The organism is Vicinamibacterales bacterium (genome assembly GCA_035699745.1).
GTDB lineage: Bacteria > Acidobacteriota > Vicinamibacteria > Vicinamibacterales > 2-12-FULL-66-21 > JAICSD01.
This window is the reverse complement of record DASSPH010000076.1, coordinates 1-17,656: the sequence shown is the minus strand read 5'-3', so window position 1 is coordinate 17,656 and position 17,656 is coordinate 1. Positions and strand designations below refer to the sequence as shown.

The window sequence follows — 17,656 nt, the reverse complement described above, 5'->3', positions numbered from 1 at the left end:
CTGTCGATCAGCTCGCCTGGGGCTCCCGCTGCGCGACCACCGGACGGGGCATCGGCAGATCCGGCATCGGCCGGCCGCGGAACAGCTGCGCCGCCGCCCTGCCGATCAGCCGCGCGGACTTGGCCGAGCGTTGGACGCGCGCGCTGTCGGTCGCGATCCCGGTATTCGCGTACATCTGGCGATAGAGCTTGGAGATGAGGACGAAGGCGAGCTTGCCCTTGACCGACTTCACCGACCGGGACGCGCGCGCCCAGATGCGCGGCATGCTGTAGAACTCGTCCCACGCCCCCTGGGCGCCGACGCGAATCTCTTCCAGCGCCATCGTCGGATGCTCGGTGTAGAGCTTCGGCCGCCGCGGTTCGGGGATCAGCCAGTGCTGGGTGATCGGCACGCCGTCGACGGTCGTCGCACTGTGCCGCGGATCCTTGGCCCACTTCTCGAAATCGAGGGTGCCGGGGAACGGGGTGAGCAGCACGAACTGCGCGAAGGTGAGATCCGCCTTGTCGGCCAGCGCGACCGTCGCGCCGAACGTGTCCTTGCGATCGCTCGGCAGGCCGAAGATGAAGGAGCCGAGGACGTGGACGCCATGCTTGCGGAACTGTTTCAGCCTGGCGATCAGCTCGTCGCCGGAGAGGTTGAAGCCCTTGTAGACGTCTTTGAGCCCCGCCGGGGTCACCGCTTCGACGCCGACGAGCGCTCCGCGGATGTGCGCCCGGTTCATCGCGTCGAGGAACTCGGGATCCTCCGCCGCTTCCATCGTGATCTGGGTGAAGAACACGGTGTCGCCGGGCAGCTGCTCGAGCTGCGCCATCAGGGCGAAGCGCTCCGCGCGCAGCGCCTCCAGCTCGTAGAGGCGCGTCTTGTCGGCGCGGCGCCGCGCCATCTTCAGGTCCTCGAACGAGACCGGATAGAAGTTGTCGTCGGCGAGCGCGATGAAGCGGAAGCCGATCCGGCGCAGCTGCACGACCTCGGCGACCACGCGATCGATCTCGCGCTGGCGGGGTTCCTGGCCGTCGGTGCGCCACACCGAACAGAACGAGCAGTGCTTCGGACAGCCGCGCACGGTCTGCACGGACGCCCACATGTACTTGTCCCTGGGCAGCAGGTCCCAGCGCGCCGGCACGAACTGATCGCCCGCAATGCGCCCGCCGTCGTACGTGGGCTGCGGAGCGCCGGCGAAACAGTCCGCCACGACGCGCGGCCACACGATGTCGCCGTCCCCCTTGACCACGGCGTGCGCGCTGCCGTGCTGGAGCACTTCCTCGGGGAACAGCGTCGCATGGATGCCGCCGAACACCACCCAGGCGCCGCGCTCGCGCACCAGCCGCCCCACCTCATAGCCGCGCAACGCGTTGCCGGTGTGGATGCCGATGCCGACCACGTCCCCGCGGTTCACCTGCGAGACGTCGAACGGCTCGAGCGTCTCGTCGATGATGTTCGGGTCACCCCAGCGGGTGCCGGTGGCCGCCGCCAGCACATAGAGCCAGCGCGGCGTAATCACCGCTACGCCGAAGGACAGGTTGCTGGGATTGATTAGATGTACACGTGGCGGCAAATAAGGTCCTCTGAGAAAGTTGCAGTATCATACTGTGTCTCAGATGAATACGGGCGGTTAAAACCTGCCCTCGGGCGGGCGGGGAGGAGATGACCATGGCACACCGTTCCAGACCAACCACGAACAAGCGGCAGCGCGAACAGGCCCGCATTGCTAAGCGCAATGACAAGGCGGCGCGCCTGGCCGATCGGAAGCGTGGCGCCGACCGTGCCGATCTTCCTCCGGGGGTCGATCCCGACATCGCCGACATCCGCCCGGGCCCGCAGCCGCTCGCCGACTGGCAAGTGGACCTCGACGAGGAGAAGCGGGACGCCTAGTCGACCCAGTCGGCCACGAACACGTTGGTCTCCCCCTCCCCTTTGGCGTTGCGATTCGACGCAAAGACGAGGTGGCGGCCGTCGGGCGAGAACATCGGGAACCCGTCGAACGTGTCGTTGAACGTGACCTGCTCGAGCCCCGAACCGTCCACGTTCACGAGGAAAATGTCGAAGTTCCGCTGGCGCGGATCCTTCACATTGGACGAGAAGATCAGCCGCTTGCCGTCGGGATGCCAGGAGGGCGCGAAGCTGGCAGCCCCGAGCGACGTCACCTTGACCCGGTTCCCGCCGTCCCGATCCATCACGTAGAGCTCCAGTTTCGTCGGCCGCCAGAGGTGCTCTTTGAGGAGCGCCAGATAGTCGGTCAGCTCCGCGCCGGCCGAGAGCGGACGCCCCCGGTAGGCGATGCGTGTGCCGTCCCACGAGAAGAACGGACCGCCGTCGGGGCCCGGGCTGTTCGTCAGCCGCTTCACGCCGGACCCGTCCCCGTGCATCGTGTAGATCTCCATGTCCCCGTCGCGCAGGCTGGTGAACGCGATCAGTCCGTCGGGCGCGATGGTCGCCTCGGCGTCGTAGCCGGGCGTCGCCGTCAGCGGCCGCAGGTTCGAGCCGTCGGCGCTGGCGCGGTAGATGTCATAGGTGTCGTAGATCGGCCACACGTAGCCGCGTTCGAAGCTGGGCTTCGGCGGACAGGCGTCGCCGTCCTTGTGGGTCGACGCAAACAGGATGTCGTTGCCGCCGGGATAGAAGTAGCCGCACGTCGTGCGCCCCTTGCCGGTGCTGACGCGCTTCACGTCCGATCCGTCCAGCTTCATCGTGAAGATCTGATCGCACGGCACCCCCTCGCGGGTGGACTGGAAGATGAGCCGGCTGCCGTCGGCGGAAAAGTACGCTTCCGCGTTCTCGCCGCCGAAGGTGAGCTGGCGGACGTTGCGCAGGTGACGTTCGACGCCCGAGGGGGACGCCGCGGGGGACGCTTGTTGGTCGGGTGACGGTATGGTCGCGAGCGCCGCGCCGATCGACAGCGCGGCGAGGACCTTCGAGGTCAAGCTCATGCTGCTAAGATTACCCGACGATGGGCGCCGCGTCGAAGGCTCCGGTCCGCGCGCTTTTCATCTGCCAGTTCAATCGCAGGCGCAGCGCGACGGCGGAACGGCTGTTCGCCCGCGATCCGACGCTCGACGTGCGCTCGGCGGGGACGAGCGCCGAAGCGGCCGTCCGTGTGAACGCGCGCATGCTCGACTGGGCGGATGTCGTGTTCGTCATGGAGGATCAGCAGGCCCGGGATCTCGCACGGCTGTTCCCGGCGCATCCGGCGATCTCCCGTCTGGTCTGCCTCGAGATCCGCGACCGGTATCACTTCCTCGATCCGCAGCTCGTGGCGCTCCTCGAGGAGCGGAGCCTGCCGCACCTGAACCGGCTGCGCGGCCGCGAACCCTAGCGCTTCCTGGACGACGCGCGGCGCGCCGTCTTGCGTCCAGGCGAGCGGCCCGACGTCTTGCGGCCCGCCGAGCGGCTCGAGGTCTTCCGTGCCGACGCGCGTGACTTGGCCGCGCGCCCGCCCTTGCGTCCGCCTTTGCGCGCCGGCGCCTTGTTGGTGCGGCGTCCGCGTCCCGATCCGCTCTTCTTGCCGCCGTGATCCATGGCGTTGACCGTGGCCCACGCGCGGCGCTCGGCTTCCGCTTCCGGAACGCCGCGCTCCTCGTAGCCCTCCTCGATGTGTTCCGCCCTGCGCTTCTGCTTGTCGGTGTAGGCCGATTTGTCTCCGCGTGGCATGGGAGCCTCCTCGAGGAGAAGAGGCAAGGGACATGCCGGTCGGGGATCGGTGATCTCGACTGTTAACTTTTTCCATCCGCGTCCGTATATACGAAGGTATTCGTAGGAACCCACGAGGAGGGCGCTTGTTCGACACGGCCTGGCAGGATGTTCGGTATGGGTTGCGGCTGCTTCGGCGCAGTCCGTTGTTCACCGCCACCGCGGCGTTATCGCTGGCGATCGGCATCGGCGCCAACACGACGATCTTTTCGGTTGCGACCGCCATCCTGCTCCGGCCGCTGCCCGGCCTCGCCGATCCCGCCCGCCTCGTCGACATCGGGCGCACCACCAACGGCAGCGGCTTCGATACCGCCACGTACCCCAACTACAAGGATCTGCGCGAGCGGGTGACGACGTTGTCGGAACTCTACGCGTACCGCGGCGAGCCGCAGGCCATCAGCCTTTCGGACGGCGCAGAGGCGGAACGGATTTACGGCATGCCGGTCAGCGGCAACTACTTCCGCGCGCTCGGCGCCGTTCCCGCCGCCGGACGCCTCTTCACCGACGACGACGACCGCGAGAACGGCGCGCCGGTCGTCGTGATCAGCTACGAGCTGTGGCAGAGACGATTCGCCGGCGCCCCCGACACCGTCGGCCGGACGGTGTCGTTCAACGCCGGCCCCGTCACCATCATCGGCGTCACGCCGCCCGGCTTCCAGGGCACCACCATTCTCCGATCGGACGCGTGGGTGCCGCTCAACCTCGCGGCGCTGGCCTCGCCTCGATTCGGCCGCGACATGTTCACCAACCGCCGCGCCTCCTGGATCATCCTCGGCGGACGGCTGAAGGACGGGGTCACGATCGCTCGCGCCGACGCGGAGCTGCGCAGCCTGGGCCAGACGCTCGAACGCGAGTATCCCGAGGCGAACCGCGGGCGCGGGTACCGGGTGACGAAGAGCGGGGTCGTGCCCGGGCGAACCGATGCGGTGGCAGGTTTCCTCGGCGTCCTGCTCGCGATCGTCGCGCTCGTGCTGCTCGCCGCGTGCGTCAACATCGCCGGCATGCTCGTCGCCCGGGCGACATCGCGGCGCCGCGAGATCGCCGTCCGCCTCGCCATCGGCGCGAATCGCGGCCGGCTGGTGCGTCAGCTCATCACCGAAACACTGGTGCTGTTCGTCGCCGGCTGCGCGCTGGGCCTGGTGCTCACGCAGTGGCTCACCGGTCTGCTCCTCGCCGTGCTGCCGACGCTGCCGGTTCCGGTGGGAATGGACTTCGTCGTCGATTGGCGCGTGACGGCCTTCGCCGTGACGATTTCACTCGTCGCCGCGGTGCTCTCCGGCCTCGCGCCCGCGCTGCAGGCGTCGCGCCCGGAACTGGTGCCGGCGCTGAAATCCGAAGAGGTGACCCGCGCCGGACACTTCCGGCTGCGAAGCGCGTTCATCGTGGCGCAGGTCACGGTGTCGCTCGTCCTCGTCATCGCCGGCGGACTCTTCGTTCGTGCGCTCGGCCGCGCCGCGAGCATCGATCCCGGCTTCGACCAGACCAACGTCGAGGTGGTGATGCTCGATCTCTCGCTGAGCGGCTATCGCGAGCCGGACGCGCTGGCCTTCGCCGACCGTCTGCGCGACCGCGTCAGCGCGATGCCCGGCGTGCGCCACGCCGCTTATGCCGCCGATCTGCCGCTCGACGGCGGCCGCATGGGGTTCGGCACGCTGCGCGTCCCGGGCCTTCAGCCGCCGAACGGGGAGGACTCGTTCCGCGCCGACTGGAACATCGTGTCTCCCGGCTACTTCGCCGCGCTGCGGATGCCGCTGGTGCGCGGCCGCGATTTCACGGAGCAGGATGCTGCCGCCGCTCCGGGGGCGATCATCATCAACGAGACGATGGCGCGCAGCGTGTGGCAGACGACAGACGTTGTAGGGCGCCAGTTCGACTACCGCGGCTTCGGCCCGGCGCGGACGATCACCGTCGTGGGCATCGCGCCGGACGCGCAGGTCGACACGCTCGGGGAACGCGTCAGGCCCATGGTCTACATCCCGCTGAAGCAGAACTTCATGTCGCGCGTCTCGCTGGTGGTGAAGTCCGACGCCGGCGGAATGATCCCGAAGGTGCGTGCGCTCGTGCGGGAATTGAATCCCAGCCTGCCGGTGACCTCGGCCATGCCGCTCGAAGAGGTCACCGCGCTCATGCTCATTCCGCAGCGGATCGCCGGCGCCGTCGCCGCGACGCTCGGCGTTGTCGTTCTGCTGCTGGCGGCGATCGGGATCTACGGGGTCACGTCGTATTCCGTGAACCGCCGCACCCGTGAAATCGGCATCCGCATGGCACTCGGCGCGGATCGCGGCAAGGTGCTGAGACTGGTGATCCAGCAGGGGGCGCTGCTGACCGGCGCCGGCATCGTTCTCGGTCTCGCACTCGGCGCGGCAGGCGCCCAGTTGCTCCGCAGCCTGCTGTTCGGCGTCAGCACGCTCGACCCCATCGCCTTCGGCGGCGCGGCGCTGCTGTTCGCGATCGTGGCGATCGCGGCGAGCTATCTGCCGGCGCGGCGCGCGACCGAGGTCGATCCGATGCTCGCGCTGCGCGCGGAATAGCACGTGACCGGAAGGAAGGGCGCGACGGCGGGGTAACGGATAAGATACGGACCATGTCCAGAATCAACGGCGACAAGTCCCGGTATCAGATCAACCGCAAACGCGCGGTGCTGCGCCGCACCCGGATCAGGGAGCTGGTGGCAGCAGCGAAGACCCCGTCCAGCGCCACACCCGATCAGCAGACAGGAACGTCCCGCCGAGCCAGCGCGAAATCCCGTTGAGCGCGACGTGGTCGGCGCGGCCGGCCAGCACCGCCCGCCCTGTCCCGGTGATCCGCAGTTCGCCGTCGGGCAGCCGCCCGGGGCGCTCCTGGGCGTCGATCGTGACGAGCGGATGGGGGGCGTCGCGCATCGACTCGACGATCGTCCAGAAGCTCAGGTCTCCCATGTAGATCGCCTCCTCCATGCGCGCGGCGGCGATGAAGGCCTGCTCGGGCGTGCGCGGACCTTCCGACAGAACCTCCAGGATCTGCCGCTCGCTGCGCGCCAGGCCGTTCGACGCGGCAGGAAACTCTTCGAGCACACGCCGGATGGCGGCGGAGAGAAACGGCAGCGCACGCTGTTGCCGGGCGTCTTCCCCGCTCGCGAATGGCAGCAGCCGCGACGGCTCGCCGCTGCAGTAGGCCTCCCACGCCGCGGATCCGATGGCGATCTGCTCCGGGGTGATGGGCTGCCGCGCGTCGAAGCGCGGCCGGAACTGATCCGGCTTCAGCATCCCGATGTAGTCGCTGCCGCAGACGAGCGAGAAGCGCGTGCCGCGGCGGGAACGCTCGTCCGCGTTCGTCGTCAGCCACCAGAGGTGGCGGATCAGCAGCAGCTGATCGAACAGGTCGTGCTCGAGCCAGAAGACCACCTCGTCGCGATCGCGCCACGACTCGAGCACCGCATCGGTCGCGCGATACCGCTCCCGCATCCGCGCGTCGTCTTCCGCGGTCATCGACGCGAGCCGGCCGCAACGGGCGTCGATCCACGCCTCGCCGGTCACCAGCGGCGTGGGGCCATCGTGGAGCACGTCTGGCCAGGCGCTCAGCGTCCCGGGTACACTCGACTGCTCCATCGCCGGCCGGGGAGCGTCGCCATTGAGAATGTGCAGAATGTCGGGCATCGTGCGCCCCTTCATCGTAACGCTGCTTGCCGCGCTGGCGTCCGGCTGCACCGCTGAGCCGGCGCCCCCCGCCGCGCCGCCCGCACGCCGCCACGTCGTCCTGATCACGATCGACACGCTGCGTGCGGATCGCGTCGGCGCCTACGGCGGCGCGGCGCGGACGCCGGCGATCGACGCCCTCGCGCGGGAGGGCGCGCGCTTCGATCGCGCCTACGCCACGGCGCCAATCACGCTGACCTCGCACGCCAGCCTCATGACCGGCCGCTATCCCCCCGGGCACGGCGGCCGGCACAACGGGATGCGCGTCAGTCTCGAGCCGCGGACGCTGGCGGACGCGTTCGCGCGCGCCGGGTACGCCACCGGGGGATTCGTCGGCGCATTCCCGCTCGATCGGCGGTTCGGACTGATCAAGGGGTTCGCGCACTACGGCGACCAGATGCCGCGCGACGATCGCGGCCGGATCGCCAACGATCGGCCCGGACGCGCGGTCGTCGACGACGCGCTGGCCTGGGTCGCGGGAAAGCGATCCGAGCGGATCTTCCTGTGGGTCCACCTGTTCGAGCCGCACGCGCCCTATGGGCGTCCGGGCGCAGGCGGCACCGCGCTGGCGCGGTATGACGCGGACATCGCCGAAGCGGACGCGCAGATCGCGCGCCTGCTGACGGGGCTCGGGTTCGATCGCGCACGGACGCTGTTCGTCGTCGCCGGAGACCACGGCGAGGCGTTCGGAGAACACGGCGAGGTGAGCCACAGCGTGTTCACGTACGACACGACGCTGCGCATTCCACTCGTCTTCAGCGGCGCGGGGATCGCAGGCGGCCAGGCGAGTGCGGATCCGGTGTCGATCGTGGACGTCGCGCCGACGATCGCGGCGATCGCCGGGCTGGGGCCGTTCGACGCCGATGGGCAGGCGATTCTCCGGCCCGAAGGGGGGAGCTTCGTGCCGGTCACGTCCGGCGACCGCGCGTTGTACGCGGAGTCGTTCGCGCCGATGCTGGACTTCGGCTGGGCGCCGCTGCGCGCCATGCGGCGCGGGCGGTGGAAGTACATCGCGGCGCCGAAGCCGGAGCTCTATGACGTGCAGCGGGATCCCGGCGAGACGCAGAACGTGATCTCGTCGCAGCCGACGGCGGCCGCCGATCTCGCCCGTCAGGTCGAGGCGATCTCGGGCGCGGCGCTGCCGGCGCGCAGCGCGCCGGAGGATCGCGAAGCCAGGGCGCGGCTGCAGGCGCTCGGCTATGCCGGAGGGCGCGGCGACGGCGGCGGCGAGCGGCCCGATCCGAAGGACCGGCGCGAGCTCGCGGCGCAGATCGCCCGCGTCGCCTCGGGGGAGCTGCAGGGATCCGCGCTCGAGGGAGCCTTGCGCGAGATTCTCCGCGCCGATCCGGCGAATCCGCAGGCCAGCCTGCGTCTTGGATACGTGCTGATGGAGAGCGGGCGCTGCCGTGACGCGATTCCGCGGTTCAACGCCGCCATCGGCGCCGGGGTGCCCGGTGCGGACGCGTATCTGGGCCTCGCCGGCTGCCAGACAGCCGCGAAGAATCTCGTCGCCGCCACCCGGACGCTGACGGCCGCCCAGGCGATCGAACCCGAGAACGCCGTCGTGAGCGCGAATCTCGGCCTCGTCCTGTCCGATTCGGGTCAGCCTGGTGCCGCCATCCCCCACCTCCAGCGCGCGCTGTCGCTGGATCCCGATCTCCATCAGGGCCGATTCGGCCTGGCGCTCGCCTACGCGCGCGCCGGCCGCCGCGCCGAGGCGGAGCGGGAAACGCGCGAGCTGCTTCGTCGCCTCCCGCCGACTGCCCCGCAGCGACCGGAAGTCGAGCGCCTCCTCGCCAGCCTCCGCTGACCGACCGCAAACGAGGACAGAAGGGGTCAGACCCGGGTCTGGCTCCTTTTCGACCGACCGCAAACGAGGACACAAGCGGTCAGACCCGCGTCGTTTCGCTCCTTCTTGACCGACCGCAAACGAGGACACAAGGGGTCAGACCCGGGTCTGGCTCCTTTCGGGCTCGCGGAACGGTTTTCGGGACGTGGCGATTCAAAAAAGTGGATTCACTGACGGGCTTTGCGACGCCGCTGCGGGTGGGACGAATGACGGGCTTTGTTTTCATCACGTTGCAGCCGTCGTTCATCCCAGCCGCCGTGGTTCACGGCTTGCTACCGTAGTTCGTCCCACGGTCCAATCGGGCCGCGGCTCTCTCAAATTCTGGAGGCTACAGGTAATGAAACGAATGATCGTTGCGTTGATTGCGGTCTGCGCAATCGCTCTCGGCGTCCCCGCCGCGGCGCAACAGACAACCGGGAACATCCAGGGTCGCGTGGTCGATGCCCAGAAGGCGGCGGTCCCGGGCGTGACCGTGACGGCCAAGAACGCCGCCACCGGCTTTTCCCGGACGGAAGTCACCGACGCGGAAGGGATCTACCGCCTGACCGCGCTGCCGGTCGGCACGTATGACGTCCGCGCCGAGCTCTCGGGCTTCTCCCCGTACGAGCGCAAGGGCGTGATCGTCAACGTCGGCCAGCAGACCGACATCAACATCGATCTGAACGTCGCCGGCGTCTCCGAGAACGTCAGCGTCACGGCCGAATCGCCGCTGATCCAGACGACGACGTCAGCGGTGGGCGGCGTGGTGGACGTGGGCCGGATCGAGAGCCTGCCGTTGAACGGCCGGCAGTTCGCCAACGCGGCGGTGACGATCCCCGGCGTCATGCTCGGGTTCCACAGCGACCCGACCAAGAGCACGCAGTACTCGCCGCAGATCGGCGGCGGCAACGGCCGCAACGTCAACTATCAGATCGACGGCGGCGACAACAACGACGACACCGTCGGCGGCCTGCTGCAGCTCTTCCCGCTCGAAGCGATCCAGGAATTCCAGTTCGTCACCTCGCGCTACAAGGCCGAGTACGGCCGCAGCAACGGCGGCGTGATGAACATCGTCACCAAGGCCGGCACCAACGACCTGCGCGGCAGCTGGTTCACGCTGTTCCGCGACACGTCGATGAACGCGCTGACCGAAAGCGAGCGCCGCGCCGACGAGGCCGCGAAGGCGGCCGGCCGCACGCCGAACGGCAAGCAGGACTATCGCCGGTATCAGTACGGCGGATCGTTCGGCGGCCCGATCGCGCGTGACAAGGCGCACTACTTCGCGGCGTTCGAGCGGACGCAGCAGGACACGTTCCAGGTGGTGAACACGCTGGGGCTGTTCCCCGAGTTCGACGGCCCGCAGCCGACGCCGTATCGCGAGAACCTGTTCACCGGCAAGATGACGTCGAACATCACCCCGTCGCAGTACCTCGCGGTGCGCTACGGCCGGAACAACAACTCGCAGCCGTACGGCGCGAGCGGGCTGCGCGCGCCGAACAACTGGGGCCAGAGCACCAACGAGTTCAACTCGATCAACCTCAATCACAACTGGGTGCTCGGCGGCGGCAAGCTGAACGAGTTCATCTTCCAGTACGCCGACTTCGCCAACGCGATCACCGCCAACAGCGGCGATCCGCAGCACACGTTCCAGAACGGCGTCCGCGTCGGCCAGAACACCAACACGCCGCAGGCGACGCAGCAGAAGAAGTATCAGTTCCGCAACGACTTCTCCTTCAGCAGGGCGGGCTGGGGCGGCGTCGGCCACGACTTCAAGGCCGGCGTGAACTTCATCAACGAGCCGCGCCTCTACCTGACGTTCACCGAAGGGACCAACGACTACGCCTACAACCACGGCGACAACACGCTGAACGGGATCATCACCGGGGTGTCGATCAACGGCGGTCTGGCGGAAGCGAACATCCCGCTGAAGCAGTACGCCGGCTACTTCCAGGACGACTGGCGCGTGAACAACCGGCTGACGCTGAATCTGGGCCTCCGCTACGACCTGATCACCGGGTACCAGATCGATCAGTCGAAGAACCCCAACTACGTGAAGATCCAGGCCGCCGGCCGCGCCGGCCTCAACGCCGGCATCAAGGGGGCGGAGAACTGGGGCAAGGATCCGAAGGACGACTACGACAACATCCAGCCGCGGGTGGGCTTCGCATTCGATGTGCGCGGCAACGGGCAGGACGTCGTCCGCGGCGGCTGGGGCATCTATTACGACATGGGCTACACCAACGCCAACGTGCTGTTCCCGGCGGTCGACGCGACCGGCATCGGGTTCGGCGCGATCTTCCAGGTGACGGACACTGCCGGGATCAAGAACCCGGACGGCAGTTTCTACCGCTTCGGTCAGCCGATCTCGAATATCGCCAGCCAGAACCAGGTGAACACCAGCGCGCTGCCGCTCTTCGGCCAGTGGCTGGATCCGCGGTTCGAGCTGCCCTACACGCGTCAGCTCGCCTTCGGCTGGTCGCACCAGCTGTCGCCGAGCACCGTGTTCACCGTCGACGTGGTGCGCAACGAAGGGCGAGACCTCGGCACGCGCGCCGCGATCAACGCGCGCCAGATCAACACGCCGTCGACGGCGCCGCGACAGCTGGCGTTCCTCGGCCTGCAGCCCAACGGCATCGGCACGCGCGGCGCGATCAGCCGCGGCAAGAGCGAGTACAAGGGGCTGATCACCGGGATCAAGCGCCGCATGTCGCGCGGCGTCGACCTCACCGCGACCTACACGCTCGCCGAGTCGAAGAGCAACATCGGGACCGCGGCCGACGAACTGAACCAGAACAACATCCAGGACGTCGCGCTGCTCTACGACGATCCGCGCACGTGGGGTCCGACGGGCCGCACCGACGCGCGTCACTCGGGCACCCTCGCCGGCGTGTTCCTGGTGCGGGGCGTCACCATCTCGCCGATCTTCACGTTCCGCTCGCCGCTCCCGATCGCCACCATCGACGGGCGCGATCTGAACAGCAACGCGGTGACCAACGACATCTCGGCGAAGGCCTACAAGTTCACCGGCTTCGACGGGACCACCGCCACCTACGACGAGACCGGCACCTGCGAGACCTGGAACTGCAGCCGCGGCGCGTGGCGGACGCAGATGAACCTGCGCGTCTCCTACAACCTGCGGCTCGTCGGCTCCAGCCGCGTGGAGCTGATCGGCGAGGTCTTCAACCTGCTGAACGCGAAGAACCCCGGCGGGTTCAACACCAGCCAGTTCTCGACCGCGGGAGCAGCCCTGTCCTCGTTCATGCAGCCGACCACCTTCGCCGGCGACTTCCAGGCCGGAGAGCAGCGCGTCGGTCAGATCGGGTTCAGGTTCAGTTTCTAAGATGATCCGAGGGCCGGCATCGCGCAAGCGAGCCGGCCCTTCCTCTTGCCGCGGCCAGGCCGGCAGCCGGAAGCTGGCCGCCGGCAGCTATTTCAGCGACGCGAGCAGCTTCTCCGCGGCGCCGCGCTCACGAGAGCCTTCCGGCGCATCCGCCAGCACGCGCCGGTACGCGGCACTCGCCGCATCGCGCCGTCCCGTCTCCTGATACGCAATCCCCAGGTTGAGCCGCGCCTCGACGAACTTCGGCGATCCCGCGAGCGCCTGTTCGAACCAGCGAATCGCGTCGGCGGGCCGCTGCTGCTGCACGAGCAGCACGCCGAGGCCGTTGGCGGCGTCGGGGGATCGCGGATCGCGATCCAGCGCGGCGCGATAGGCCTGCTCGGCGCGGGCCGCATCGCCGCTGTCGCGGCGCGCGTTGCCGAGATTCGCCCAGAACACCGCGTTCGACGGATCGTCCTGCGTGGCGCGCTCGAACGCGGCGACCGCCTCCGCCGGCTTGCCCGCCTCGATCAACAACAGGCCGAGACCGTTCGACGCCGCCGCATTCGAGGGCTGCAGCGCCAGCGACGCCTGCTCCGCGCGCAGCGCTTCACCGGTCATTCCCGCCGCCGCCGCCGCTACCGCCAGGTCGTGATACATCGCGGCGTCATTCGGCTGCCGTGCGACGAGACGGCGATAGATGTCCACCGCCTGCGCCGCCCGGCCCGTCTCCGTCAGCGCCCTCGCGTACGTCCCTTGAAAGACACCGGAGCCGGGGTGTGCGCGCGCGAGCTGCGCCAGGCCGGGCAGAGCGCCACGCGCGTCACCGGACGTGAGCCGCGTCAGCTCGCGCTCGAACGAGTTCCACGCCGCAATCACCGACGCCGGATTCGGAGCGTCGCCGGTGATCGGCGAAGGCGAGCCGGAGACATAGCCGAGGGCGCGAAGGCGATCGGCGGCATCGGCCGGCACCGCGGCCGACGATCCCGCCGCGGCGCGCAGCGCCGCGAGCCGCCGGCGCGCGCCGTCGACGACGGAGAGTTTCTCGCCCGCCAGATTGCGCCGTTCGTCCGGATCCGTCTGGAGATCGTAGAGCTCCACGGTTGACGATGCGATCACCTTCCAGCGCTCGAACGCCAGCGCTGAGAGGTCGTGCCACCCGGCGGATTCCGGATACTTCGACTCGGCGTAGGCTTCGCCATCCTTCCCGAGCGGACCCGGACGCATCCCCGCCGGCACGCTGACACCCGCCGCCTGCAGCAGCGTCCCCGCGAGATCGGCCAGCGATACCGGCTGCTCGATCGTGCTCTGCCGGCGGGCTCCGACTCCCGCCGGCAGATCCAGATTGGCGGGGAAAGCCATGACCAGCGGCACGCGCAGCGTCGAATCGTACGCGAGCATGCCGTGCGTCGCCTCGCCGTGATCGCCGAGCCCCTCGCCATGATCGCCGGTGACGGCGACGATCGTGGTCGCGTCGTTTCCTGTCGTGCGCAGCCACTCGAGCAATCGGCCGACCTGCGCATCGGCGAACGCGACCTCGCCGTCGTAGGCTGCCGCGGCGCTGCCGCGGGCGCGCGCCAGGTGCTCCTGCGGCGGCTCGTACGGCGCGTGCGGATCGTACAGATGCACCCAGGCGAAGAAGGGCTGTGCGCTCGCCTGCCCGAGCCACGCCAGCGCGCTGGTGACGACCACGTCGCCGCGCCGCTCCGCCTCGAGACGCGCGGCGCCGGACGGATCGCGGGGGATGCGGTCGTCGTAGATCGAGAAGCCGCCCGACAAGCCGAACCGCCGATCGAGCACGTACGCGCCGACGAACGCGCCGGTCCGATACCCCGCGTCCGCGAAGGCGCGCGCCAGCGTCGGACGCACGGCCAGTGCGACGCCGTTGACGCGAACGCCGTGCTCGGGCGGGAGCGTGCCGGTCAGGATCGAGGCATGCGACGGCAGGGTGAGCGGCGCGGTCGCGCGCGCGGTCGCGTATCGCACCCCCCGCGAGGCGAGCGCGTCCAGCGCCGGCGTCAGCCCGCGGCCGAGGCGATCGGCACGCAGCGTGTCGATGGTGACGAGAAGGACGTTGGGCTTGCTGACCGGCGCGGATGGCGGGCGGCCGCTGCACGCCGTCAGCAGCAGACAGGCGGCCGCGCTCAAAGCCAGGGAGGACTCACGGGTCACAAGAGATTATGGATCTGTCCGCTTCGGGTCGATTGCGTGGCTGTGGGGAGCTGCGGCCCTCAGGGCAGATCTACTCGGCGCGAATCGCGCTGAGCGGATCGACTCGCGCGGCCCGCCGCGCCGGTAGATAACACGCGAACAGGGCGACGACGAGCATCAGCGCGACGACGACGGCGTAGGTGGGTGCATCGGTGGGCGTCACGCCGAACAGCGAGGAGGCGATCAGCCGTGTCCCGGCCAGCGAGACCGCGAGGCCGAGCGCGAGGCCGGCGACGCCGAGGCGTGCGCCGTCGCGCAGGATCATCATCATGATCTCGCCGCGCTCGGCGCCGAGCGCCATCCGCACGCCAATCTCGTTGGTCCTTTGCGACACGGCGCTGCCCATCACGCCGTAGATGCCGATGAGCGCCAGCATCAGCGCGACGCCGGCGAAGACTGCGAGGAGAACCATGAGCAGCCGCCGGCTGGCCACGTGCTCGCTCAGGATCCGCTCCATCGTCGTGGCGTCGATGACCGCGAGCTTCGGATCGATCGAGTGGACGACGTCGCGAAGCGTGGCCGCGAGGGTCATGGGCTCCGCCTGCGTGCGGATCGCCAGCGTCAGAAAGGCGTAGGTGTCCTGGGCGATCGGCAGATAGAGTTCCGGCTGCACCGGCGCCTCCGGCCCGGACTGCCGCATGTCCCCGACCACGCCGACGATGGTTCGCCATGCCCCCTTCGGATTGGGCCCGATCCTGATGCGCTGGCCGATCGGATCGCGGCCGTTGAAGAACCGGTCCGCCAGCGTGCGGTTGACGACCGCCGTGACCAGCGACGTGGCCGTGTCCTCTGACGTGAAGGACCGGCCGGCGAGGACTGGAACGTCGAGCGCGCGGAAGTAATCGATGCTGGCGGTCCGGTAGTTGACCTCGGGCGGTTCCCCTTGCGGGCGCGGCTGCCCTTCGATCGTGAGCCACGTCGTCGGTCCGGACGCTTCCAGCGGCAGCGCGTTCGTGCCGCCGGCGGCCTCCACGCCGGGGACCTGCCGCAGCCGCTCGAAGAGAGTCTCGTAGAAAAGCATGATTTGCGGGCCGTCAGGGTACCGGGACTGCGGCAGCTCGATCCGCGCGCTCAGAATCCGTTCGGTGGCAAACCCTGGCGAGACCTGCAGGAGCCGCCAGAAGCTTTTCAGCACGAGACCCGCGCCCAGCACGAGCACGCACGCCATGGCAAGTTCCGCGATGGCAAGCGCGCCGCGCAGCCGGCGGACGGCGCGGCCCGCACCGGCCGAGGCGGCGGTGTTCGCGTGCAGCGCGTCGCGGATGTCGCGGGCGCCGGACGTCAGCGCAGGGGTGAGCGCAAACAGGCTGCTTGCCATCACCGAGATCGCCGCGACGAACGCGAGCACGCGCCCGTCAACGGCGGCATCGGCGATCCGCGGAACATAGGCCGATGCGAGCTGGCGCAGCAGGGCCGTGGCCCAGACGGCGAGCAGGAGGCCGGCGGCCGCCCCCGCGCCCGCGAGCGCAAGCCCCTCGACGAACAGCTGCCGGACGATCCGCAGCCGATCCGCGCCCAGTACCGAGCGAAGCGCCAGCTCGCGGCGGCGCGAGGCGGCGCGGATCAGCAGGAGGTTGCCGACGTTGGCGCAACCGATCAGAAGGACCATGAATACGGCGGCGGCGAGCGTGTAGAGCGGTTTCCTGACGTCGCCGACGATCTGCTCCATGAGCGGCACGAGCGTCACGCCGCGCTGATCGTTCGTGGTGGGATACGCGGCCTGCTGCCGCCGCGCGATCTCGTTCATGTCGGTTTGCGCCTGCTCCGGCGTGACGCCGGGGCGGCGCCGTCCGACGACCGACAGGAAGTGCAGCGACCTGTTCGCCAGCGTCTGGGGGTGCATCGCCAGCGCCCGCCAGTAGCCGGTCTCGCGCTCCGGATAGCGGAAGGTGCGCGGCATGACCCCGAGGACGCGATACGGTTGCGGCAACCCGAGATCGATCTGCCGGCCGACGATGGCGGCGTCGCCGTGGAAGTGTCGCTGCCAGATGTCGTAACTCAAGACGAGCACGCGATGCTGCCCGATCTCGCCGTGCTGGGGTCTGAAGCCGTCGCCCAGCAGCGGGCGGACCGCGAGCGTCTCGAAGAAGTTCGCGGTGACCACCGCGCCCGGCACGCGAGTCGCGTCGCCGTCGGCGGCGAAGTTCGCCGACTCGGTCCTGAATGCGGCGAGCTGCTCGAAGGCGCGGGTCTGATCCTGCCAGTCCTTGAAGTTGGCGGGCGCGGCGAAGTACCGGGGCTTGCCGTTGAGGCGATCGTTCTCCCACAACGCCATGAGCCGGTCCGGTTCGCCGAAGGGCAGCGGGCGCAGCAATACGGCGTTGACGACGGTGAACACGGCAGTGTTGGCGCCGATCCCGAGCGTGAGGGTCAGCACGACGGCAGCGGTGAAGCCGGGACGCTGCGCCATCAACCGGCATGCGTAGCGGACGTCCTGCAGGATCATGTCGGCGGTCCAGGGTTGGCGACGGAGGAACCAGGCATCGGCGAGGGCGCCGAGCGCGCGGGACAGCGACGGATCAGTCGCGAGCTCCGCTTCCCACTCGGCGCGGAAGTCGCGGCGGCGGGCGCGCGGGGCGAGGCGCGAGGCGGCGCGCACGATCCAGCGCGGCAGATCAGGCATGGCGCTCCCGCCTGCGGACGCGGCCGAGCCCTGCGAAGCGTTTGACGGCGGTGTCGAGCGCGGCGGTTCCCTGCCGGGTGATCTCGTAGTAGCGCCGCGCCGGGCGCTGTTCGCGCCGCGCCACTTTCTCGCTCTCCCACTGCGACCGCACGAAGCCGAGATCGTCGAGCCGCCGCAGCGCCGGATAGACGGTGCCGGTCTGCAGCCCGGTGCGGTCGGCGATGTCGAAGCCGTACCGGGCGCCATCGGCGATCGCCTGCAGCACGAGCGTGGTGGGGTAGGTGATGTAGCGCATGTGTGGTGGCGCGGCCGGC

The 17,656-nt window shown here is 69.3% G+C and carries 12 protein-coding genes; 5 read left to right on the top strand and 7 right to left on the bottom strand.

What is annotated here, in order from left to right; genetic code table 11:
• Nucleotides 1-7: 7 nt before the first annotated feature.
• Nucleotides 8-1,501, bottom strand: a complete 1,494-nt coding sequence (locus VFK57_18865; protein ID HET7697783.1) for a radical SAM protein — start codon at nucleotides 1,499-1,501, stop codon at nucleotides 8-10.
• 149 nt (nucleotides 1,502-1,650) lie between these two features.
• On the opposite strand from VFK57_18865, the gene VFK57_18860 reads away from it, so the two are divergent.
• The gene (locus VFK57_18860) at nucleotides 1,651-1,872 is read left to right on the top strand and encodes a hypothetical protein (protein ID HET7697782.1); all 222 of its coding nucleotides are present in this window, start codon (nucleotides 1,651-1,653) and stop codon (nucleotides 1,870-1,872) included.
• Here the strand turns inward: VFK57_18860 and VFK57_18855 are convergent.
• Nucleotides 1,869-2,927 (bottom strand): hypothetical protein, encoded by a 1,059-nt coding sequence (locus tag VFK57_18855; protein ID HET7697781.1) that lies wholly within the window; start codon nucleotides 2,925-2,927, stop codon nucleotides 1,869-1,871. The two genes, VFK57_18860 and VFK57_18855, sit on opposite strands and share 4 nt — an antisense overlap.
• Before the next feature lie 20 nt (nucleotides 2,928-2,947).
• On the opposite strand from VFK57_18855, the gene VFK57_18850 reads away from it, so the two are divergent.
• Nucleotides 2,948-3,313 carry a hypothetical protein gene (locus VFK57_18850; GenBank protein HET7697780.1) on the top strand — a complete coding sequence of 122 codons (366 nt, stop codon included), beginning with the start codon at nucleotides 2,948-2,950 and terminating at the stop codon, nucleotides 3,311-3,313.
• Here VFK57_18850 and VFK57_18845 read toward each other — a convergent pair.
• On the bottom strand, nucleotides 3,310-3,648 hold the full coding sequence (locus tag VFK57_18845; protein ID HET7697779.1) for a hypothetical protein: 339 nt from the start codon (nucleotides 3,646-3,648) through the stop codon (nucleotides 3,310-3,312). The two genes, VFK57_18850 and VFK57_18845, sit on opposite strands and share 4 nt — an antisense overlap.
• 125 nt (nucleotides 3,649-3,773) lie before the next feature.
• On the opposite strand from VFK57_18845, the gene VFK57_18840 reads away from it, so the two are divergent.
• Nucleotides 3,774-6,218 (top strand): ABC transporter permease, encoded by a 2,445-nt coding sequence (locus VFK57_18840; GenBank protein ID HET7697778.1) that lies wholly within the window; start codon nucleotides 3,774-3,776, stop codon nucleotides 6,216-6,218.
• A 126-nt stretch (nucleotides 6,219-6,344) separates the two neighbouring features.
• Here the strand turns inward: VFK57_18840 and VFK57_18835 are convergent, their stop codons facing one another.
• On the bottom strand, nucleotides 6,345-7,322 hold the full coding sequence (locus VFK57_18835) for a hypothetical protein (protein HET7697777.1): 978 nt from the start codon (nucleotides 7,320-7,322) through the stop codon (nucleotides 6,345-6,347).
• Between VFK57_18835 and VFK57_18830 the strand changes: the two genes are divergently transcribed.
• Both VFK57_18830 and VFK57_18825 read left to right on the top strand, forming a co-directional pair.
• A complete protein-coding gene (locus tag VFK57_18830; protein HET7697776.1) occupies nucleotides 7,312-9,171 on the top strand; it encodes a sulfatase-like hydrolase/transferase in 1,860 nt (619 codons plus the stop codon). The genes VFK57_18835 and VFK57_18830 overlap by 11 nt on opposite strands.
• A 385-nt stretch (nucleotides 9,172-9,556) precedes the next feature.
• Nucleotides 9,557-12,529 (top strand): carboxypeptidase regulatory-like domain-containing protein, encoded by a 2,973-nt coding sequence (locus VFK57_18825; protein HET7697775.1) that lies wholly within the window; start codon nucleotides 9,557-9,559, stop codon nucleotides 12,527-12,529.
• A gap of 87 nt (nucleotides 12,530-12,616) precedes the next feature.
• Here VFK57_18825 and VFK57_18820 read toward each other — a convergent pair whose 3' ends face one another.
• The 3 genes from VFK57_18820 to VFK57_18810 form a co-directional block, all read right to left on the bottom strand.
• Entirely contained in the window at nucleotides 12,617-14,680 is a 2,064-nt protein-coding gene (locus VFK57_18820; protein ID HET7697774.1) for a sulfatase-like hydrolase/transferase, read from the bottom strand.
• A 70-nt stretch (nucleotides 14,681-14,750) separates the two neighbouring features.
• Entirely contained in the window at nucleotides 14,751-17,342 is a 2,592-nt protein-coding gene (locus VFK57_18815; protein HET7697773.1) for an ABC transporter permease, read from the bottom strand.
• Nucleotides 17,335-17,656, bottom strand: a 322-nt coding sequence (locus tag VFK57_18810) for a helix-turn-helix transcriptional regulator (GenBank protein HET7697772.1), incomplete at its 5' end; no start/stop codon positions are given. The genes VFK57_18815 and VFK57_18810, both read right to left, overlap by 8 nt.